Source organism: Streptomyces sp. NPDC057877, from assembly GCF_042796855.1.
In the GTDB taxonomy this organism is placed as follows: Bacteria; Actinomycetota; Actinomycetes; order Streptomycetales; family Streptomycetaceae; genus Streptomyces.
On record NZ_JBHVMS010000003.1, the window covers coordinates 172,418 to 192,900 of the forward strand.

Sequence of the window (20,483 nt, forward strand, 5' to 3'; positions counted from 1 at the left end):
GTCGGCGACCGGTAGCCTCGGGGGGTCGGCCGCCCTCGGTGACCACGTCAGCGCACCCGGTGCCGAGGCCCCGGAACCCCTGTCCTACGAACTGCCAATTGCCCGGCGCATAGGCCAATTGAGGGCGCCGGAGGCGGTTATCGACCTTGGGCCAGGGGCACACGTCGGGGTATGGGCTGGACGCACGACTTCAGTGACGCAGCACGCAACCGCCGCTCGGGCCGCGCCCTGAGCACCCACCAGCGGGGCGGCAACCCCCAACTGGCGGGCACTGATCCGAGGGTGGGCATCCCGCGCATTCTGCGCCGCCGCGCCCGCTGGGTCTCGGTCCGGCTACGTCACCCGCGCGGCTGACGCCTCCAGATCCCTTACGCCCCTCACGTCCCTTGCCTCACAGGGCGCAGCTGTCGCTGTCCACCTGCTGGTTGGCGGTACGGCCCTCGGTGATGTCCTCGCGGATCTCGTCCACGGTGAGGGCGTACCCCGTCTCGGCGTCGTCGAGGGACTTGGCGAAGACCACACCGTAGACCTCGCCCTCGGGGGTGAGCAGCGGGCCGCCGGAGTTGCCCTGGCGGACGGTCGCGTAGAGGGAGTACACATCGCGGCGCACGGTGCCGCGGTGGTATATGTCCGGCCCGTTGGCCGTGATGCGGCCGCGCACGCGCGCGGAGCGCACGTCGTACGCCCCGTTCTCCGGGAAGCCCGCGACGATCGCGCTGTCCCCGCTGACCGCGTCCTCGGACGTGAACTCGAGCGCGGGCGCGGACAGGTCCGGCACGTCGAGTACGGCGATGTCGCGCTCCCAGTCGTAGAGCACCACCGTGGCGTCGTACCGTCGGCCCTCGCCGCCTATCTGGACGGTGGGTTCGTCGACACCGCCGACGACATGGGCGTTGGTCATGACCCGGCGCTCGGCGAAGACGAAGCCGGTGCCCTCCAGGACCTTGCCGCAACTCGTGGCGGTGCCCACGACCTTGACGATGGAGCGCTGCGCGCGCTCGGCGACCGGGCTGCCCGCGAGGGCCGGGTCGGGCGGCTGGACGTCGGTGATCGGCTCGTTGGAGAACGGGCTGAAGACCTGCGGGAAGCCGTTCTGCGCGAGGACCGAGGAGAAGTCGGCGAACCAGGTGTCGGCCTGGTCGGGCAGCGCTCTGGACACGCCAAGCAGCACCTTGGAGCTGCGGACCTCCTTGCCGAGGGTCGGCAGGGTGGTGCCCGCCAGCGCCGAACCGATCAGCCAGGCGACCAGCAGCATGGCGACGACGTTGACGAGCGCGCCGCCGGTCGCGTCCAGGGCGCGGGCCGGGGACCAGGTGATGTGGCGGCGCAGCTTGTTGCCCAGATGGGTGGTGAGGGCCTGGCCGACCGAGGCGCAGACGATCACGACGACGACCGCGACGACGGCGGCGGTCGTGCTCACCTCGGCGTTGTCCGTGAGGGCGTCCCAGATGACGGGGAGGACGTAGACGGCGACGAGGCCGCCGCCGAGGAAGCCGATCACCGACAGGATGCCGACGACGAACCCCTGGCGGTAGCCGACGATCGCGAACCAGACGGCGGCGACCAGCAACAGGATGTCCAGCACGTTCACCGCTTCACGCCCCGCCTCGTCCGCACGCCTCGCCTCGCCTCGTCGTCACTTCGGTCGCTTCGATCACTCGGGGCGCTGCGGCCGGTGCGACACGCGGCGGTGATGGGACACGGCTTCCCCCGGGAGTACACAACACGGCGCCCACCCTGTCATGACCGTATGTCGAGGGGGACCAGCCGGTCGCGGTCCCACGGCCGCTCCCAGCCCGCGTAGTGCAGCAGGCGGTCGATGACTCCGGCCGTGAAGCCCCACACCAGGGCCGATTCGACCAGGAATGCCGGGCCTTTGTGGCCGAGCGGGTGGATGGCCATGGCGCGGTTCGCCGGGTCAGTGAGATCCGCCACGGGGACGGTGAACACCCGCGCGGTCTCGTTCGGGTCGACCACGCCGACCGGGCTCGGCTGGCGCCACCAGCCCAGCACCGGCGTCACCACGAAGCCGCTGACCGGGATGTACAGCTTGGGCAGCACACCGAAGAGTTGCACGCCCGACGGGTCGAGACCGGTCTCCTCCTCGGACTCCCGCAGCGCGCACCACAGCGGGCCGTCGGCCTGTGGATCGCCGTCCTCCGGATCGAGCGCGCCGCCCGGGAACGACGGCTGGCCCGCGTGCGAACGCAGTGAGCTGGCCCGCTCCATCAGCAGCAGCTCCGGACCGCGCTCGCCCTCGCCGAACAGGATCAGCACGGCCGACTGCCGCCCCGCGCCGTCCTCCGGCGGCAGATAGCGGCTCAGCTGGACCGGCTCGACCGTCTCCGCGGCCCGCACCACCGGGTCGAGCCAGCCCGGCAGGCCTTCCTTGCTGAGCGCCACCGAACCGCCCCGCGTATTGCTTGCGCGCGTCATCGCCACCCCCGTTCTGCCCATTCCAACGCCCAGGGCCGTCGAGATCGTTCCACCAGTGGGAAGTCCGGGATGCGCGGGATCCGTGGGACCGGCCGCGGGCCCGTCATCCGGCCCCCAGCGGGGGCGCGGGCCTGCCACCGGCGTCCAGATAGGCCTGCGGAGGGTTGAGCCGCTGGCCGGGGAAGCCGCCCTTCTCGTACTTCAGGAGCTTCTTCGCCTTCTCCGGATCGGTCTCGCCCTCGCCGTACGCCGGGCAGAGCGGGGCGACGGGGCAGGCTCCGCAGGCGGGCTTGCGGGCGTGGCAGATGCGGCGGCCGTGCCAGATCACGTGGTGCGACAGGTCCGTCCAGTCGCCCTTGGGGAACAGCGCGCCGACGGCCGCCTCGATCTTGTCGGGGTCGGTCTCGTCGGTCCACTGCCAGCGCCGCACCAGCCGCTGGAAGTGCGTGTCCACAGTGATGCCGGGCCGTCCGAAGGCGTTGCCGAGCACCACGAACGCGGTCTTGCGGCCGACGCCGGGCAGCTTCACGAGGTCCTCGAGCCGACCGGGCACCTCGCCGCCGAAGTCCGCCACCAGGGCCTTCGACAGCCCTATCACCGACTTGGTCTTGGCCCGGAAGAACCCGCACGGCCGCAGGATCTCCTCGACCTCTTCCGGATTGGCGGCGGCCAGGTCCTCCGGCGTCGGGTACTTGGCGAACAGCGCCGGGGTGGTCTGGTTGACGCGCAGGTCGGTGGTCTGGGCGGAGAGCACCGTGGCGACGACGAGCTGGAAGGGGTTCTCGAAATCCAGTTCGGGGTGGGCGTACGGGTAGACCTCGGCGAGTTCGCGGTTGATACGACGGGCACGGCGGACCAGCGCCGTACGGGACTCACCCTTCGGCGGACGCGCGGCGACGGTCTGCGCCGGGGCGACGCCCTTGACGGCGGCGGCGGCCTTCTTCGGGGCGGTGGCGACCTTTTTGGGCGGGGCGGACTTCTTGACGGGGGCGGAGGGGGACTTGGCGGGGGCGGGGGGCTTCTTGGCTGTGGCGGAGGGCTTCTTGGCGGACTTCCGCGCGACCGCGGCCCCCGTGGACGACCCCGCGGCCGTGGTCGTCTCCTCCGTCGCCGTCCGCTTCTGCACTGGCGTCGACTTCTTCGCCGAGGTCCGTTTCATCGCCTCCGTCGCTTCTTTCGCTTTCCTACCACCATCGGGACCCTGTTCGCCCACAGCGGAATCGCGACGTACACCCATCAGCGCAGCCCCCTAGGCCTGTGCTCTCACCGGCGATTTGGACACCCGGCCAGCCTAAGGCCAGGCACCGACATCCGCCCCGGACCTTGTAGATCAGCCCCCAATTGGACCCCTGCCGCTTACCAGGCGACACACGTGCGGCATCCTTGTGACAGATCACACTGTTTGGACCGTCCGGCAAAATGGGCACCACGGTCCCCTGGTACCAAGGGGGAGAAAGATCCCCTGAGCAGGTCGACAAGGAGAGAACTCGTGGACGACGTTCTGCGGCGTAACCCGCTCTTCGCGGCGCTCGATGACGAGCAGGCCGCGGAGCTGCGCGCCTCCATGAGTGAGGTGACCCTCGCGCGGGGTGACTCCCTGTTCCACGAGGGCGACCCGGGCGACCGGCTCTACGTGGTCACCGAGGGCAAGGTCAAGCTCCACCGCACGTCCCCCGACGGCCGCGAGAACATGCTGGCCGTCGTCGGCCCCAGTGAACTCATCGGCGAGCTGTCGCTGTTCGACCCGGGCCCGCGCACCGCGACCGCCACCGCGCTCACCGAGGTCAAGCTGCTGGGCCTCGGCCACGGCGACCTCCAGCCCTGGCTGAACGCGCGCCCCGAGGTGGCCACCGCGCTGCTGCGCGCCGTAGCCCGCCGCCTGCGCAAGACCAACGACGCGATGTCCGACCTGGTCTTCTCGGACGTCCCCGGGCGTGTCGCGCGCGCCCTGCTGGATCTCTCCCGCCGCTTCGGCGTGCAGTCCGAGGAGGGCATCCACGTCGTCCACGACCTCACGCAGGAGGAGCTGGCCCAGCTGGTCGGCGCCTCGCGCGAGACGGTCAACAAGGCGCTCGCGGACTTCGCCCAGCGCGGCTGGCTGCGCCTGGAGGCGCGGGCCGTGATCCTGCTGGACGTGGAGCGGCTGGCCAAGCGGTCCCGCTGACCCACCCGTACGGGCCTCGTACGGCACGGGCTCTAGATGAGCCCGTGCTCCGTCAGGTAGTCCAGCTGGGCCCGGACGGACAGTTCCGCCGCGGGCCACAGTGAGCGGTCCACGTCGGCGTAGACGTGGGCCACGACCTCGCCCGGGGTGCGGTAGCCGTCCTCGACGGCCGTCTCGACCTGGGCGAGCCGGGTGGCGCGGTGGGCGAGGTAGTACTCGACGGCGCCCTGGGCGTCCTCCAGGACGGGCCCATGGCCCGGCAGCACGGTGTGCACGCCGTCGTCGACCGTGAGGGACCTCAGACGGCGCAGGGAGTCCAGATAGTCGCCGAGGCGGCCGTCGGGGTGCGCCACGACCGTCGTACCGCGTCCCAGGATCGTGTCGCCGGTCAGCACGGCCTGGTCGGCGGGCAGATGGAAGCAGAGCGAGTCGGCGGTGTGCCCCGGCGTCGGGACGACCCGCAGCTCCAGACCGCCCACGCGGATCACGTCCCCGGCGGCCAGCCCCTCGTCGCCCAGGCGCAGCGCCGGGTCCAGGGCCCGCACCTTCGTGCCGGTCAGCTCGGCGAAGCGGGCGGCGCCCTCGGCGTGGTCGGGGTGCCCGTGCGTGAGCAGCGTCAGGGCGACGCGTCGGCCCGCCGCCTCCGCCGTCTCGACGACGTGCCGCAGATGGCCCTCGTCCAGCGGGCCGGGGTCGACCACGACGGCGAGACCGGACCCGGGCTCCGCGAGGATCCAGGTGTTCGTGCCGTCCAGGGTCATCGCGGAGGCGTTGGGCGCGAGGACGTTGACAGCCCGCTCGGTGGCGGAGCCCGTGCGGACACCGCCCCGCGGCTGGCCGGGAAGGGTGCTTGCGTCCGTCATGCGGGGGCTCCACCGGTCGGGATGTGCTTGGTGAACTCGTCGTGGCCGGGCCAGGAGAGCGTGATCTCGCCGCCCTCGATGCGCGCCTCGGCCAACACCGGCGTCAGATCCCGCTCCGGGGCCCCGGCGAGGGCGTCCGCGGCCGTGGCGTACGGGGTCAGCTGGCGCAGGGTCGCGATGGTGGGCGGCATCATCAGCAGCTCGCCCTTGTCGTACGACGCCGCCGCCTGGGCCGGTCGTATCCACACCGTGCGGTCCGCCTCCGTGGAGGCGTTGCGGGTGCGCTGACCCTCGGGCAGGGCGGCCACGAAGAACCAGGTGTCGTAGCGGCGCGACTCAAACTCGGGGGTGATCCAGCGGGCCCAGGCGCCGAGCAGGTCGGAGCGCAGGACCAGGCCGCGGCGGTCCAGGAACTCCGCGAAGGACAGCTCCCGGGCGACCAGCGCCGCGCGGTCGGCCTCCCAGTCGGCGCCCGTGGTGTCGCGCACCACGGCGTCGGGCGCGGCCCCGGCGAGCAGGACGCCCGCCTCCTCGTACGTCTCCCGTACGGCCGCGCAGACGATCGCCTGGGCGCCCGCCTCGTCGACGCCGAGCCGACGCGCCCACCACGCGCGCGTGGGGCCCGTCCAGCGGATGTGCCGGTCGTCGTCGCGGGGGTCGACGCCGCCGCCCGGGTAGGCGTACGCGCCCCCGGCGAAGGCCATGGAGGCGCGTCTGCGCAGCATGTGGACGACGGGACCGGTGTCACCGTCCCTGAGCAGCATCACGGTGGCCGCGCGCTTCGGGGTCACCGGTGTGAGGGTGCCAGCCGCCAGCGCGCGGATCCGGTCCGGCCACTCCGGGGGGTACCACTGACCGTTCGCCATGGCCGGAGGCTATCCCGTAGTGCGCGGATGTTCGAGAGGCGACGATCACCTGTCCCCCGCGGGGCGGCAGGCGGCCTGCGGTCACCCGCGCGGGACCACGCGACGGCTTCCCACAGCAGGTCGGCCCCCACGGTCCCCGCTCAGGACCGCGCGAGGGCCTACGCCCCCGTCACCTCCACCTGGATCTCGACCTCCACCGGCGCGTCCAGCGGCAGCACCGCGACACCCACCGCGCTGCGCGCGTGCACGCCCTTGTCACCCAGGACGTCGGCGAGGAGTTCGCTCGCGCCGTTCAGGACGGCGGGCTGGCCGGTGAAGTCGGGGGCCGAGGCGACGAAGCCGACGACCTTCACCACGCGCGCGATGCGGTCCAGATCGCCGATGACCGACTTCACGGCGGCCAGGGCGTTCAGGGCGCAGGTGCGGGCGAGCTGCTTGGCCTCGTCCGCCGTGACCTCCGCGCCCACCTTGCCGGTGACCGGAAGCTTGCCGTCCACCATCGGCAGCTGGCCCGCCGTGTAGACGTACGGGCCGGACCGCACCGCGGGCTGGTACGCGGCCAGCGGCGGGACGACGTCCGGCAGCGTCAGGCCCAGCTCGCCGAGGCGCGCCTCGACCGCGCTCATGCCTGCTTCTCCCGCTTCAGATAGGCCACCAGCTGCTCGGGGTTGTTCGGCCCGGGCACGACCTGGACGAGTTCCCAGCCGTCCTCGCCCCAGGTGTCCAGGATCTGCTTCGTGGCGTGGACGAGCAGCGGCACGGTTGCGTATTCCCACTTGGTCATGAGGCTGACTGTATCCGCTGCGGACCAGCACTCCCGCAGGCCCCACACACCCCGTGTTCGAGCACTTGTCCGACCGAGTGGGCAGTTATCCACAGCCTGCGGCGTAGCCCGGGCGGGAACTGGTTACGCTCGAAGACGTGAGCAGGCTCCAGGTCGTCAGCGGCAAGGGCGGGACCGGCAAGACGACGGTCGCCGCCGCCCTCGCGCTGGCCCTGGCCACGGAGGGGAAGCGGACGCTCCTCGTCGAGGTCGAGGGTCGGCAGGGCATCGCACAGCTCTTTGAAACGGAGGCGCTGCCCTATGAGGAACGGAAGATCGCGGTGGCTTCCGGCGGCGGGGAGGTGTACGCCCTCGCCATCGACCCCGAACTGGCCCTTCTGGACTACCTCCAGATGTTCTACAAACTGGGCGGCGCCGGACGGGCCCTGAAAAAGCTCGGCGCGATCGACTTCGCCACCACCATCGCGCCCGGCCTGCGCGACGTACTCCTGACCGGCAAGGCCTGCGAGGCGGTCCGCCGCAAGGACAAGCACGGCCGCTTCGTCTACGACTACGTCGTCATGGACGCACCCCCGACCGGCCGCATCACCCGCTTCCTGAACGTCAACGACGAGGTCGCCGGGCTCGCGAAGATCGGCCCGATACACAATCAGGCGCAGGCCGTGATGCGGGTGCTGAAGTCGCGGGAGACGGAGGTGCACCTGGTGACGCTGCTGGAGGAGATGCCCGTCCAGGAGACCGCCGACGGCATCGCCGAACTGCGCGCGGCACGGCTGCCGGTGGGCCGGGTCATCGTGAACATGGTGCGTCCGGACGTACTGGACGAGGACGAGCTGGAGCTGCTGCGGATGGTGCCGAGGCCCGCCGTGGCCCGGTCCCTGTCGGCCGCCGGACTGGGCGGGGCGCGCCGCGGACAGCATGCCGAGCGGCTGGTGGACCCGCTGCTGACGCAGGCCGAGGAGTACGCCGAGCGGTATGCGCTGGAGCACGAGCAGCGCGCCGTCCTGGGCGACCTGGACCTGCCGCTGCACGAACTGCCGCTGCTCGCCGAGGGCATCGACCTGGCGGGTCTGTACGAACTGGCCACCGAGCTGCGGAAGCAGGGGATGTCATGAGCCCGGAACCGGCCGAGCACCACCAGCACGGCGACCACCATCCGTACGGCGGCACGCGCGGGCACGACGGCACCCATCCCCACCACCTCTCCCCCATGCGCACCCTCGACGTCGACCCCCTGCTCGACGACCCGGCCACCCGCATCGTCGTCTGCTGCGGCGCGGGCGGCGTCGGGAAGACGACCACCGCGGCGGCGCTGGGGCTGCGGGCGGCCGAGCGGGGCCGCAAGGTGGTCGTCCTCACCATCGACCCGGCCCGCAGGCTCGCCCAGTCCATGGGCATCGACTCGCTGGACAACACCCCGCGCCGGGTGAAGGGCGTGGAGGGCGACGGCGAACTGCACGCGATGATGCTCGACATGAAGCGCACCTTCGACGAGATCGTCGAGGCGCACGCGGACCCCGAGCGGGCGGCCGCGATCCTCTCGAACCCCTTCTACCAGTCACTCTCGGCGGGCTTCGCGGGCACGCAGGAGTACATGGCGATGGAGAAGCTGGGGCAGCTGCGGGCGACGGACGAGTGGGACCTGATCGTCGTCGACACGCCGCCGTCCCGGTCGGCACTGGACTTCCTGGACGCGCCCAAGCGGCTCGGCTCCTTCCTCGACGGCAAGCTGATCCGCGTACTGCTGGCCCCGGCGAAGGTCGGTGGCCGCGCGGGCATGAAATTCCTGAACGTCGGCATGTCGATGATGACGGGCGCACTGGGCAAGCTGCTGGGCGGTCAGCTGCTGAAGGACGTACAGACCTTCGTGGCGGCGATGGACTCGATGTTCGGCGGCTTCCGGACCCGCGCGGACGCGACGTACAAGCTGCTCCAGGCACCCGGCACGGCGTTCCTGGTCGTCGCCGCGCCGGAGCGGGACGCGCTGCGCGAGGCGGCGTACTTCGTGGAGCGGCTGGCCGCGGAGGACATGCCGCTGGCCGGTCTGGTCCTCAACCGGGTGCACGGCAGCGGCGCGGCCCAGCTGTCGGCCGAGCGGGCGCTGGCCGCGGCGGAGGAGCTGGACGCCGAGGAACTGGACGCGGAGGAACTGGACGCGGAGGAACTGGGTCTGGACGAGCCGGATACGGCGGAGACCGACCTCGACGAGTCCGGTGCCGAGGAAAATCTTGCCGAGACCCGCATTGTGGATCAGGTGGAGGGGAAAGCTGGACTTCGTAACTCCCCCGACACGTCCGGCAGTTCGGCTCCCGGCCCAGGTCCCGACGGAGGCTCCCCCGCCGCCGCAGGCACCACCACCAGGGTCGCGGAGGTTGCGGACACCGAGGACGCGACGCCCGTCGTCACCGACACGGAGCGATCCGTCGACCAGCTCACCGCGGGCCTGCTGAGGCTGCACGCCGAGCGGATGCGGCTGCTCTCCCGTGAGCAGCGCACGCGTGACCGCTTCACCTCGCTGCACCCCGAGGTAGCGGTGGCCGAGGTGGCCGCGCTGCCCGGCGATGTGCATGACCTGGCGGGACTACGGGACATCGGCGACCGGCTCGCGGCGCATCGACCGGAGCTGCCAGAGACGCACGAAACGCACGGAACGCCCTGAGCACCCGAAAACACCCGAACAGGCCGGAATGAGCGTCTGAGCCCGACTGCCTGAGCCAGACACTGATTCCCAGGCACGAGGTCGCGCTTGCACCGAGCCGGTATGTACCGGTATGCACCGACATAACAGTCGGGACACCAGCCGGGACAGCGGCCAGAACACCAGCCGAAATACCAGCCAGGACAGCGGCCAGAACACCAGCCGAAATACCAGCCAGGACAGCGGCCAGAACACCAGCCGAGCTACCAGCCAGGACAGCGGCCACGACACCAGCCGAAATACCAGGGGAACCTCGGGGAACCTGGACCTACCCCTCAGCTCACCGCCGCATAGTTCTCGTACACCTCGTCACTGTCGAGGGGAACCAGCCCGGCCCCCCGCTCATACTCCAAACGCGCGGTCTCCAGCAGCCGGCGCCAGGAGGTCACGGTGGGTCGCCTGCGCAGCAGTGCGCGGCGCTCCCGTTCCGTCATGCCTCCCCACACGCCGAACTCGACGCGATTGTCGAGCGCGTCGGCCAGGCATTCGGTCCGCACCGGACATCCGGTGCACACCGCCTTGGCCCTGTTCTGCGCTGCTCCCTGAACGAACAGTTCATCCGGATCGGTAGTGCGGCAGGCCGCCTGCGCACTCCAGTCGGTTACCCAGCCCATACCGGCGCCGTCCTCTCCCGAATCGAGGCTCCCCCACGGCGGCAGCGGCATATTCACCGCCGCCAGTTGAGGACGTTACGGAAGGTGGGCACAGCGCAACACCCCCTTCGGGCCCAATCTTGAATGGCCCGAACGGACTATGGGTAAGCGGCAGATCACCCGCGGGAGTGAGCTGGCGACATGCGCGACAATCCCGGCAAAGCGGGACGGTCCTGTTGAGCCACAACGGACGCCAGGTGACACACAAGGCTGATTCGGGCACGGCCCCAACACGCCCCGGAGGCGCCCCCACACACCTCCCACACGCCCTCGACGTACCTCAGACGGCAAAAACCGAAAAAGTCGAGGAGATCCGGAACGATTCGGGGTCGCCGGACGTATTGATACGTGACCGCACTGCTGTGACAGTTGAGAGCAGCTTAGGCCAAGGCCTGTGTGCGTGTCCGGCGAATGGGAACCTAGACAGGCCACTTTGCCGTGCCGTAACCAGTGAGGGGGCGTGCCAAGGGGACCGCTCCCTCGGTCGCTCATCTCTACGGATTAGGCTGCCCTCATGCCAAAGAAGCGCTCGGGCGGTGGTCTGTCGCCAACGCAGCAGGCCGCGAAGTTCCTCGGTGTCAGTGTGCTCGCGGGAGCCCTCATGGCGGGCATCGCGTTGCCCGCCGTAGGGGCCCTCGGTCTCGCGGCGAAGGGCTCGGTGGAGAGCTTCGACGAGCTCCCGGCGAACATGAAGACCCCGCCACTGAGCCAGCGCACCACCATCCTCGACGCCGACGGCGGCCAGATCGCCACCGTCTACTCCCGCGACCGCACGGTGGTCGACCTCAAGGACATCTCGCCGTACATGCAGAAGGCGATCGTCGCGATCGAGGACTCCCGCTTCTACGAGCACGGCGCGGTGGACCTGAAGGGTGTCCTGCGCGCGCTCAACAAGAACGCGCAGAGCGGCGGCGTCGCCGAGGGCGCCTCCACCCTCACCCAGCAGTACGTGAAGAACGTCTTCGTGGAGGAGGCGGGCGACGACCCGACCAAGGTCGCGCAGGCCACCCAGCAGACCATCGGCCGCAAGATCCGCGAACTGAAGTACGCGATCCAGGTCGAGGAGGAGCTGGGCAAGAAGAAGATCCTCGAGAACTACCTGAACATCACGTTCTTCGGCCAGCAGGCCTACGGCGTCGAGGCCGCCGCCCGCCGCTACTTCTCCAAGTCGGCCAAGGACCTCAACCTCCAGGAGGCGGCGCTCCTCGCGGGCATCGTCCAGTCGCCCAGCCGGTACGACCCGGTGAACGACGAGGCGGAGGCCACCAAGCGGCGCAATGTCGTCCTCCAGCGCATGGCCGACGTCGGTGACGTCTCCCAGGCGGAGGCCAAGGAGGCGAAGGAGAAGCCGCTCGGTCTGAAGGTCCGCCAGCCGAAGAACGGCTGCATCACGGCCGTGAAGGGCGCGGGCTTCTTCTGCGACTACGTCCGTGAGGTGTTCCTGAACGACCCGGTCTTCGGCAAGACCAAGGAGGACCGGGCCAAGATCTGGAACCAGGGCGGCCTGACGATCCGTACCACCCTGGACCCGAAGGCGCAGGACTCGGTCCAGCAGTCGATCAAGGACCACGTCAACCAGGGCGACGACGTGGCCACCGCCGCGGCCATCGTCGAGCCCGGCACCGGCAAGATCCTCGGCATGGGCCAGTCCCGGCCGTACGGCTTCGGCAAGAACGAGACGCAGATCAACCTCTCCGTCGACCAGGCGATGGGCGGCGGCGCGGGCTACCAGCCCGGTTCGACGTTCAAGCCGATCGTGGCCGCCGCCGCCATAGAGGGCGGCATCCCGGCGACGAAGTCGTACGCCTCGCCGTACGAGATGGAGTACCCGAGCCCGGTCACCGCGTGCGACGGCAAGACCTGGAACGAGAAGGGCGTCAAGCTCACCAACGAGAACGAGTCCGAGGTGGGCCCGTACTCCATGAAGGAGGCGACCGCCAAGTCGGTCAACACCTACTACGTGGAGCTGATCAGCGAGATCGGCATCTGCCCGGTGACGGAGATGGCCGAGAAGATGGGCGTCATGCCGGCCAGCGGCAAGGAGTTCCAGCAGATCCCGTCGATCGCCCTCGGCTCCACCGAGATGTCCCCGCTGACCATGGCGGGCGGCTACGCCACCTTCGCCTCGCGCGGGATGTACTGCACGCCGATCGCGATCGAGTCCATCAGCCAGAAGATCGGCGAGAAGTCGAAGTCGCTGGCCGTGCCGAAGTCGACCTGCTCGCGCGCCATGTCCGAGACCACCGCCGACACCATCAACACCCTGCTGCGCGGCGTGGTCGAGGACGGCACCGGCACCGAGGCGGGCCTCGGCAGCCGCCCCAGCGCCGGTAAGACGGGTACGACGGACGAGCGCTACGCCGCCTGGTTCGTCGGCTACACGCCGAACCTGGCCGGTGCGGTCTGGGTCGGCGACCCCGCGCACGAGCGGAGGATGGTCGACATCACCATCGGCGGGGTGTGGCACGACAAGGTCTTCGGTGGCGCGGTCCCGGGCCCCATCTGGCGCGACATGATGACCGGCGCGCTGGAGTCCAAGCCCGTCTCCGACTTCACCTACGTCGACATCCCCGAGCCCGAGGAGCGCGACCGCGACCGGGACCGCGATGACGACGAGGACAACGACAACGGCAACGGTGACGACAACGGCAATGGCAACGGCGGCAACGCCATAGAGGGCCTCATCGGCGGCCTGACCAACGGCGGCACGGCCACGGGCGGCACGGACACCGGCGGCACGACCTCCCCGTCCCCGACCTTCTCCATCCCGGAGGGCTGGATCGAGGGCACGGACAGCGCGGGGAACAACGGCAACGGCAACGGCGGCAACTGGCCGTAGGAGTCGTCGGAGCAGTCCGCGATACGGCGGTGGGGGCGCCCCTGATCACTGGGGGCGCCCCCACCGCCGTACGCGCAGACGCACGGCTGCAGGCGTAGTGCTGACGGATGTCGTCCAGAGGGTAGAACTCGTAGACAGGGCACGATGCGCGTGCCGAGGCACTGCGGAGGTAACCCTGAGGCCCCTAGGCCCCTCCCACAGGCACGTCACTCAGCCCGCGAGGAGCTGCTTCACCACCGCGGCCACCCGGCCGCCCTCGGCCTGCCCCGCCACCTTCGGGTTGACGATCTTCATGACGGCGCCCATGGCCCGCGGCCCTTCCGCCCCCGCCGCCTTCGCCTCCGCGACGGCCTGGGCGACGATCTCCCGCAGCTCGTCGTCGGACAGCTGCTGGGGCAGATACGCGGCGAGCACCTCGCCCTCCGCCTTCTCCCGCTCGGCGCTCTCGGCGCGACCACCCTGCGCGAAGGCCTCGGCGGCCTCCCGGCGCTTCTTCGCCTCCTTGGTGATCACCTTGAGGACCTCGTCGTCGGACAGCTCCCGCTTCGCCTTGCCCGCGACCTCCTCCTTCGTGATCGCGGCCAGCGTCAGCCGCAGCGTCGAGGAGCGCAGCTCATCGCGCTCCTTGATCGCGGCGTTGAGGTCTTCCTGAAGCTTCGACTTGAGCGTGGTCATGGGGTTGATTGTCGCAGGTGTGGACACCCGTACGCCCGTTGGTTTTCCCGTGGACCGGCAGACGGGGGGGCTGACGTTGGACACCCTCCCGGTCTGAGACGATGGACACATGCGCGCGCGATACGGAGTCCCCCTGGGCATTACGGCGGTCGCGGCCGCCGGTCTCGTCTACTCCGCGGGTTTCGAGGCCCGCTCCTTCCGCCTCCGCCGGGTGACGGTCCCGGTCCTGCCCTCGGGCATGCGTCCCCTGCGCATCCTGCACGTCTCCGACATCCACATGGTCAGCGGCCAGCGCAAGAAGCAGCGCTGGCTGCGCTCGCTGGCCGGACTGCGCCCCGACTTCGTGATCAACACGGGCGACAACCTGTCCGACCCGCAGGGCGTACCGGAGGTCCTGGACGCCCTCGGCCCCCTGATGGACTATCCGGGCGCCTACGTCTTCGGCTCCAACGACTACTACGGCCCCACCCTGCGCAACCCCGGCCGCTACCTGGTCGAGAAGGTCCAGGGCCGCCACGGCCTGAACGGCAACGCCGCCGCCGTAGGGGTCGTCCACAACCCGTGGGAGGACCTGCGGGACGGTTTCGACGCCGCTGGCTGGCTGAACCTGACGAACACCCGCGGCACGCTGAAGATCGACGGCGTGTCCGTGGAGCTGACCGGCGTCGACGACCCGCACGTCAAGCGGGACCGGTACGAGGAGGTGGCCGGGGGCCCCTCGGGCTCCGCCGACTTCTCGATGGGCGTGGTGCACGCCCCGTACCTGCGCAGCCTGGACGCCTTCACGGCCGACGGCTACCCCCTGATCCTGGCTGGCCACACCCACGGCGGCCAGCTGTGCATTCCCTTCTACGGCGCCCTGGTCACCAACTGCGACCTGGACACGGACCGCGTGAAGGGCCTCTCCACGCACACGGCGCAGGGCCGCACGTCCCACCTCCACGTCTCGGCGGGCTGCGGCACGAGCCGCTACACGCCGGTGCGGTTCGCGTGTCCGCCGGAGGCGACGTTGATGACGCTGGTCGGCCGCGAGTAAGACGGACGGGCAGCAGGGCGGCCGGATGGACTCCGCCATAACCCACCCGGCCCACCCAAATCGCCCACTGTTCCCGTTTTCCCTACGTTGAGGGCATGACCGCCCCCATACCCAGGGACATCCCGGACCTCCCCGCGATCCCGGGCGTACCCGGCCTGCTCCCGCCCCCCGTCCCGGCCTCGGCGGTGATGCCGCCGGTACGCCGCCCCGTGGCGGCCACACTCCGCCTCCTGACGGCGCTCACGGCAGCGGCGGCGACCACCCTGGCACTCCTGCACGGAAGCCCTCTCCCGGTACTGAGCCTCTTCTCCATCCAGAGCACGATCCTCCTGACGGCAGTCCTGGCCCTGTCGGCCCGCCGCTCCTGGACGGCCCGCCGCCCGCTCCCCGCCACCCTGAGGGGCGCGACACTCCTCTACGTCACGATCGCCGCGTTGACCCACCACCTACTGGCCACCTCGGCACCCCCTTTCTCCGGCGCGACCGATCCCACCTCCTGGCAGACCACCCTGGCCGACCACCTCATCCACACCGCCCTCCCCCTGGCGGCCCTTCTGGACTGGCTCCTCCTCACACCCCCCGCCCGCCTCCACCTCCGCCGAGCCAGCACCTGGCTCCTCTACCCCCTGGCCTACCTGGCCTTCACGATCACCCGCGGCGAACTACTCCCCGCCAACGCCCCCGACCGCTACCTCTACCCCTTCCTCGACATCGCCGCCCACGGCTACAAGAGCACCCTCGGCAACGCCCTCCTCCTCGGCCTCTCCTGCTACGCCCTGGCCGTCCTCCTCATCGCCCTCGACCACCTCCGCCCGAACCCGGTCCGCCCCCACTCCAAAACCGGATTTCGTCTCCAGCCACCGGTGGGCTAAAGTAAACGTCGTCGCCGCGACAGCAGCGACGATCGGGGTGTAGCGCAGCTTGGCAGCGCGCTTCGTTCGGGACGAAGAGGTCGTGGGTTCAAATCCCGCCACCCCGACAGTGAAGTACAAGATCAGGGTCCTGATCCGCTCAGCGGGTCGGGACCCTGAGTCGTTTCTGCTGGGCTGCTGAGGGGTTGCCGAACAAGCTGATCCGGCGTGTGCGGCCGGGGCGGTGGTTGGTGCGATCGCCGTTGACGTCTCTCTTGGTCTTGTTGGGTGTGGGGGTCCCGTGCCGGTTCTCCGGCGGGGCCGGGTCGCCTAGCGCCAGTTCCGCCGGGGCTCACAGCGCACAGGGCGTGGCCTTCGCTCAGGGCATGGTTCCGCATCATCAGCAGGCCCCTCAGGGAGTCGTCAGGTTCGGAGGTCCAGGCCGTCCTGCGGGGCCTGGCCGGTCCGTCCGTCGGGGTTTGCAGGTCAGAGGCCTGTCCGTGGGGGGCGGCAAGCCCGTCGGGGCGGTCGGCGGCAGGTTGGGGGAGCCCCGTCCGGACCGTCGGACGGCCGTGTCCGGGTGGCCGGAGCGCGAATCTGTTGTGGCCGGGGCAGATGTCCGCGGCGTGGGCGCGTTAGGGTTGCCGCCGGGTCTCTGGCCGTGTCTCTCGTGCGAAGGTGTTATGCCTGCTCAGAAATCCCCTGGTGGCGGGAACCTCGAGGATGACGACTACCCCGCGTACACCATGGGGCGGGCCGCCGACATCCTCGGTGTCACGCCCGCGTTCCTACGGGCCGTCGGTGAGGCCGGGCTGATCACTCCGCTGCGGTCGGAGGGGGGGCACCGTCGGTACTCCCGTCGGCAGCTGCGCATCGCCGGGCGGGCGCGGGAGCTTGTCGATCAGGGGACTCCCATCGAGGCCGCGTGCCGGATCCTCGTCCTGGAGGATCAGCTCGGGGACGCCCTCCGGGAGAACGCGGAGATGCGTCAGAGGCTGGGGGACGACGGTGACGGCGGCGCGCGAATCTAGAGTCGCCGGTGCAGGAATGGGTACCGTCGGCGGTTCAGGTATTTGTCGGGGCCGAGATTGGGGCGTGGTTTTCGCCCGGGCTTGTGTTAGCGTGATACCAGTTGCAGTTTTGGTTACATCTTTCGAGGGGTGATCATCGCGGCGACTCGGTTTCCGTAAAGTGCGGATTCCGGCACTGCCCCAAGGGAGATTCAATATGGCATCTGGCACCGTGAAGTGGTTCAACGCGGAAAAGGGCTTCGGCTTTATCGAGCAGGACGGCGGCGGCGCTGACGTGTTCGCCCACTACTCGAACATCGCCACCTCCGGCTTCCGCGAGCTTCAGGAGGGCCAGAAGGTGAACTTCGACGTCACGCAGGGCCAGAAGGGCCCGCAGGCCGAGAACATCGTTCCTGCCTGACGCGGACGCGGAACGGGCTGGGTCGCGCTCTTTGGGCGCGGGCCCAGCCCGTTCTTTTTACTCCCCATCACCCGCCCGTACGCCGCTCGTTAGTCCTCGTCACCCGGTCGGCGGGTTTTCCGTATTTTCTTTCGGCTCAGTCTTGGGACCCTTCCTCGATACGTGCCGCATCGACGAAGGGTTCTCCCCGTCATGAACCGTGGCCGTAAGACGACCCGCAAGACGACCCGCAAGACGCCTCGGGCCGCCTCCGGTCGGCCAGGCGAATTCGCCCCGCCCGTCACCCTCACCGAACCGCTGCCCGCCGTGGCGGACTTCGCTGAACTGGACATGCCGGGGCGGCTGCTCACCACCCTGGGCGCGGCTGGCGTGACCGAGCCCTTCCCGATCCAGGCGGCCACGCTGCCGAACGCCCTGGCCGGGCGGGACGTGCTGGGGCGCGGGCGTACCGGGTCGGGCAAGACGCTGGCCTTCGGGCTGGCGCTGCTGGCCCGGCTGGACGGGCAGACGGCCGACGCCGGGCAGCCGCTGGGCCTCGTACTCGTGCCCACCCGTGAACTCGCCCAGCAGGTCACCGGCGCGCTCACCCCGTACGCGCGGGCGCTGCGGCTGCGGATGGCCACCGTGGTGGGCGGGATGGCGATCAGCAGGCAGGTGCGCGCGCTGCGCGACGGTGCCGAGATCGTCGTCGCCACGCCCGGGCGGCTCAAGGACCTCATCGACCGGGGCGACTGCCGTCTGGACCGGGTCACCGTCAGCGTGCTGGACGAGGCCGACCAGATGGCCGACATGGGCTTCCTGCCCCAGGTGACCGCCCTGCTCGACCAGGTGGCGCCCGGCGGTCAGCGGCTGCTGTTCTCGGCCACGCTCGACCGCAACGTCGATCTGCTCGTACGGCGCTACCTCCACGACCCCGTCGTGCACTCCGTCGACCCCGCCGCGGGCTCCGTCACCACCATGGAGCACCACCTGCTGCATGTGCACGACACCGACAAGCACACCGCCGCCACCGAGATCGCCGCCCGCGACGGGCGCGTGATCATGTTCCTGGACACCAAGCACGCCGCCGACCGGCTGGCCAGGCATCTGCTGTCCGTCGGGGTGCGCGCCTCGGCCCTGCACGGCGGCAAGTCGCAGCCGCAGCGGACCCGCACCCTCACCCAGTTCAAGGACGGCCACATCACGGTCCTGGTGGCGACCAACGTCGCCGCCCGGGGCATCCACGTCGCCGATCTCGACCTGGTCGTGAACGTCGACCCGCCCGGCGACCACAAGGACTACCTCCACCGCGGCGGCCGTACCGCCCGCGCCGGTGAGTCCGGCACCGTCGTCACCCTCGTCCTGCCGCACCAGCGCCGTGCCGTGGACCGTCTGATGGCCGACGCCGGGATCACGGCCCGGAGCACCCGGGTACGGCCGGGCGAAGCCGAACTGCACCGCATCACCGGCGCCCGCACCCCCTCCGGGGTGCCCGTCACCGTCACCGCCCCGGTGGTGGAACAGCCCGCGCGGACCGGGACCCCCGGCCGCGGCCGGGCCGGACGCCGCCGTCGGCCTTCCTCGAACCCGAGGAAGGCACACCGCACCTGACCGGAAAGTCCTGGTGAGCATCATGCGCTGTGTCATCGCACGTTTCTCCTTCGACCTGCTCAAGAGCGAGGTCGAACGGTCCATGGAGGGCGTCAGCCCGCAACCCGTCACCGGGGTGTCCGTGACCATCGGCGGCCATGTCTACCCCGTCATCCAGGTCGGCGAAGTGATCACCAAGCAGGATCGCCGCGACATCACCACCGGCGAGATGTACCGCGCGCTGACCCGGCTGGGCTTCGTCTGCCACAACGCGGGCGGCCTCAACGCGGGCAGCCACAACCCCGGTAGCCACACCACTGGCAGTTCCAGTACCGGCCTCTGAGCAAGCAGCCCAGTTACCTTACATCGAAAGCTTCTTAGCTCGCGAGATAAATAAGTTACGCTGATCGCCATGAGCGACTTCCATGGCGACCACGACATGGGGCACACCCTCGCCGGGTGGACCGGCACGGCGTCATGCCTGGCCGGGTGCGCGGTCGCGGGCGTAAGTCTGTGTGCCGCCCGGCCCGCCGGGGTGCTGCTCGGGGCGGGCGTCGTCGCGGCCGGGGCGCTGGTCACCTGGGCACTGCACCTCGCGGGGTGGGGGAAGCCCAGTGGGCCCCGGGCGCGCGAGGAGTGGGACTGGCGGGCGCGGGATCCGATGACCGGGCACGCGGACTGTCCGGGATGCCGACTCGCCGGACGGAAGCGGCGGCCCCTGGCCGTCAGTCCCGCCCCGCCGACCGGATCTCGTCCAGCGATTCCCGCATCGCCGCCGTCGCACGGCTGAACCAGTCCGCCAGGACCGCGATCTCGTCGTCCGTGTAGTCGGCGAAGAGGGCGCCCAGACGGTCGTAGAAGGGACCGTAGACCTCCAGGACGCGGGCCTGGGCGGAGTCCTCCAGGGTGACCCAGACGCGGCGGCGGTCGTGTGCGTCGGGCTCGCGGCGGATATAGCCCGCGTTTTCGAGTCGATTCAGTACGCCGGTCACCGCGCCGGTCGTCAGCCGGGCCCGCGCCGCCAGGTCTCCGGCGCCCAGGCGGTCGCCCGCCACCGCGGCCTCGATGAGAAAGCCCAGGCAGGTGACGTCCGTGACGTTCAGACCGAAGCGGGACGCGATGTCCTGCTGGCCGAACTGTGCCAGCGCGATCAGCCGGTCCATGGCGTACAGCGCCTGCTCGGGCGTCGCCGCCGGGCGTGCCTTGCCCTCCATCACCGCACCTACGATTCCGCCACCCGGTCCGCTCTCGGACCCCGATCATGGCATGGATCCCGCCCACCGCGTCCGGGCCGGGCAGCCGGGACGGACACACACACCGCACCGTCCGGTACCGGTCCCTCCCCTCGTGGGGACCGGTATCAGACGGTGCGGGTGGGAGTGGTCCGTACCGGGTCGGCGTCGCGGAACGGACCGTCGGTGGGGCGGGGCTCGCCCCGGGGAGGGAGACGATGATCGAATTGCCGTCACCGTTCCGTCACTGGGTGCTACTACGTCTGGATCCTGCCATCCGGTGTCCTGGATGAGGAGGTTCCGGTGTCCGGAACGAGGCTTCGGCGCAGGTCAGGCGTATAGGGTGAGTTTTCCGGTCCGGATGCTCTGCTGGTGTTCAACTACCG

The 20,483-nt window shown here is 70.3% G+C and carries 22 protein-coding genes and 1 tRNA gene; 13 read left to right on the forward strand and 10 right to left on the reverse strand.

Translation table 11 applies throughout. The features are described from left to right. The first annotated feature begins 171 nt into the window (after positions 1–171). Positions 172–354 carry a hypothetical protein gene (locus ACFVQG_RS08515; RefSeq protein ID WP_210922886.1) on the forward strand — a complete coding sequence of 61 codons (183 nt, stop codon included), beginning with the start codon at positions 172–174 and terminating at the stop codon, positions 352–354. Between the two features lie 37 nt (positions 355–391). On the opposite strand, the gene ACFVQG_RS08520 is transcribed toward ACFVQG_RS08515, so the two are convergent. The 3 genes from ACFVQG_RS08520 to nth form a co-directional block, all read right to left on the reverse strand. Further along, positions 392–1,591 (reverse strand): MarP family serine protease, encoded by a 1,200-nt coding sequence (locus tag ACFVQG_RS08520; protein ID WP_383378337.1) that lies wholly within the window; start codon positions 1,589–1,591, stop codon positions 392–394. Positions 1,592–1,740: 149 nt separating this feature from the next. Continuing rightward, complete coding sequence (locus tag ACFVQG_RS08525) at positions 1,741–2,436, reverse strand: NUDIX hydrolase (RefSeq protein ID WP_383378340.1); 696 nt, start codon at positions 2,434–2,436, stop codon at positions 1,741–1,743. Positions 2,437–2,539: 103 nt separating this feature from the next. Further along, a complete protein-coding gene (nth, locus tag ACFVQG_RS08530) occupies positions 2,540–3,595 on the reverse strand; it encodes an endonuclease III (protein ID WP_383378342.1) in 1,056 nt (351 codons plus the stop codon). Positions 3,596–3,925: 330 nt separating this feature from the next. Between nth and ACFVQG_RS08535 the strand changes: the two genes are divergently transcribed. Further along, complete coding sequence (locus ACFVQG_RS08535) at positions 3,926–4,600, forward strand: Crp/Fnr family transcriptional regulator (protein WP_020129286.1); 675 nt, start codon at positions 3,926–3,928, stop codon at positions 4,598–4,600. 32 nt (positions 4,601–4,632) lie between these two features. On the opposite strand, the gene ACFVQG_RS08540 is transcribed toward ACFVQG_RS08535, so the two are convergent. The 4 genes from ACFVQG_RS08540 to ACFVQG_RS08555 form a co-directional block, all read right to left on the reverse strand. After that, the gene (locus ACFVQG_RS08540) at positions 4,633–5,463 is read right to left on the reverse strand and encodes an MBL fold metallo-hydrolase (RefSeq protein WP_383378344.1); all 831 of its coding nucleotides are present in this window, start codon (positions 5,461–5,463) and stop codon (positions 4,633–4,635) included. Continuing rightward, positions 5,460–6,329 carry an NUDIX hydrolase gene (locus tag ACFVQG_RS08545; RefSeq protein WP_383378346.1) on the reverse strand — a complete coding sequence of 290 codons (870 nt, stop codon included), beginning with the start codon at positions 6,327–6,329 and terminating at the stop codon, positions 5,460–5,462. The genes ACFVQG_RS08540 and ACFVQG_RS08545 overlap by 4 nt, the downstream gene beginning before the upstream one ends. Positions 6,330–6,487: 158 nt before the next feature. Continuing rightward, entirely contained in the window at positions 6,488–6,955 is a 468-nt protein-coding gene (locus tag ACFVQG_RS08550; RefSeq protein WP_383378347.1) for a RidA family protein, read from the reverse strand. After that, positions 6,952–7,113, reverse strand: coding sequence for a DUF4177 domain-containing protein (locus tag ACFVQG_RS08555; RefSeq protein ID WP_003975360.1), 162 nt, complete (start codon positions 7,111–7,113; stop codon positions 6,952–6,954). Before ACFVQG_RS08555 ends, ACFVQG_RS08550 begins: the two co-directional genes overlap by 4 nt. Positions 7,114–7,250: 137 nt before the next feature. Between ACFVQG_RS08555 and ACFVQG_RS08560 the strand changes: the two genes are divergently transcribed. Both ACFVQG_RS08560 and ACFVQG_RS08565 read left to right on the forward strand, forming a co-directional pair. Then, the gene (locus tag ACFVQG_RS08560) at positions 7,251–8,228 is read left to right on the forward strand and encodes an ArsA family ATPase (protein WP_383378349.1); all 978 of its coding nucleotides are present in this window, start codon (positions 7,251–7,253) and stop codon (positions 8,226–8,228) included. Then, positions 8,225–9,772, forward strand: coding sequence for an ArsA family ATPase (locus ACFVQG_RS08565; protein WP_383378351.1), 1,548 nt, complete (start codon positions 8,225–8,227; stop codon positions 9,770–9,772). Before ACFVQG_RS08560 ends, ACFVQG_RS08565 begins: the two co-directional genes overlap by 4 nt. 314 nt (positions 9,773–10,086) lie before the next feature. Here the strand turns inward: ACFVQG_RS08565 and wblA are convergent, their stop codons facing one another. Beyond that, a complete protein-coding gene (wblA, locus tag ACFVQG_RS08570; protein WP_210923016.1) occupies positions 10,087–10,425 on the reverse strand; it encodes a transcriptional regulator WblA in 339 nt (112 codons plus the stop codon). Positions 10,426–10,978: 553 nt separating this feature from the next. On the opposite strand from wblA, the gene ACFVQG_RS08575 reads away from it, so the two are divergent. Next, entirely contained in the window at positions 10,979–13,303 is a 2,325-nt protein-coding gene (locus tag ACFVQG_RS08575) for a transglycosylase domain-containing protein (RefSeq protein ID WP_383378353.1), read from the forward strand. 210 nt (positions 13,304–13,513) lie between these two features. Here the strand turns inward: ACFVQG_RS08575 and ACFVQG_RS08580 are convergent, their stop codons facing one another. Further along, positions 13,514–13,978, reverse strand: a complete 465-nt coding sequence (locus ACFVQG_RS08580) for a GatB/YqeY domain-containing protein (RefSeq protein WP_383378355.1) — start codon at positions 13,976–13,978, stop codon at positions 13,514–13,516. Between the two features lie 109 nt (positions 13,979–14,087). Between ACFVQG_RS08580 and ACFVQG_RS08585 the strand changes: the two genes are divergently transcribed. The 8 genes from ACFVQG_RS08585 to ACFVQG_RS08620 all read left to right on the forward strand — a co-directional run bounded on the left by ACFVQG_RS08585 (position 14,088) and on the right by ACFVQG_RS08620 (position 19,655). Beyond that, positions 14,088–15,014 (forward strand): metallophosphoesterase, encoded by a 927-nt coding sequence (locus ACFVQG_RS08585; RefSeq protein WP_383378357.1) that lies wholly within the window; start codon positions 14,088–14,090, stop codon positions 15,012–15,014. 95 nt (positions 15,015–15,109) lie between these two features. Further along, positions 15,110–15,886 carry a Pr6Pr family membrane protein gene (locus ACFVQG_RS08590; RefSeq protein ID WP_383378358.1) on the forward strand — a complete coding sequence of 259 codons (777 nt, stop codon included), beginning with the start codon at positions 15,110–15,112 and terminating at the stop codon, positions 15,884–15,886. A gap of 33 nt (positions 15,887–15,919) precedes the next feature. Beyond that, a tRNA-Pro gene (locus ACFVQG_RS08595) sits at positions 15,920–15,993 on the forward strand. Positions 15,994–16,548: 555 nt separating this feature from the next. After that, a complete protein-coding gene (locus ACFVQG_RS08600) occupies positions 16,549–16,896 on the forward strand; it encodes a MerR family transcriptional regulator (protein ID WP_383378360.1) in 348 nt (115 codons plus the stop codon). A 196-nt stretch (positions 16,897–17,092) separates the two neighbouring features. After that, a complete protein-coding gene (locus ACFVQG_RS08605) occupies positions 17,093–17,296 on the forward strand; it encodes a cold-shock protein (protein WP_010985872.1) in 204 nt (67 codons plus the stop codon). Between the two features lie 192 nt (positions 17,297–17,488). Further along, positions 17,489–18,886: a DEAD/DEAH box helicase gene (locus ACFVQG_RS08610; protein ID WP_383378362.1), complete on the forward strand. Its 1,398-nt coding sequence runs from the start codon at positions 17,489–17,491 to the stop codon at positions 18,884–18,886. 22 nt (positions 18,887–18,908) lie between these two features. Then, positions 18,909–19,208, forward strand: a complete 300-nt coding sequence (locus ACFVQG_RS08615) for an SCO5918 family protein (RefSeq protein ID WP_383378364.1) — start codon at positions 18,909–18,911, stop codon at positions 19,206–19,208. 69 nt (positions 19,209–19,277) lie between these two features. Beyond that, complete coding sequence (locus ACFVQG_RS08620) at positions 19,278–19,655, forward strand: HGxxPAAW family protein (protein ID WP_383378366.1); 378 nt, start codon at positions 19,278–19,280, stop codon at positions 19,653–19,655. Here the strand turns inward: ACFVQG_RS08620 and ACFVQG_RS08625 are convergent. After that, positions 19,591–20,079 (reverse strand): MarR family winged helix-turn-helix transcriptional regulator, encoded by a 489-nt coding sequence (locus tag ACFVQG_RS08625; protein WP_383378368.1) that lies wholly within the window; start codon positions 20,077–20,079, stop codon positions 19,591–19,593. The genes ACFVQG_RS08620 and ACFVQG_RS08625 overlap by 65 nt on opposite strands. Positions 20,080–20,483 lie beyond the last annotated feature (404 nt).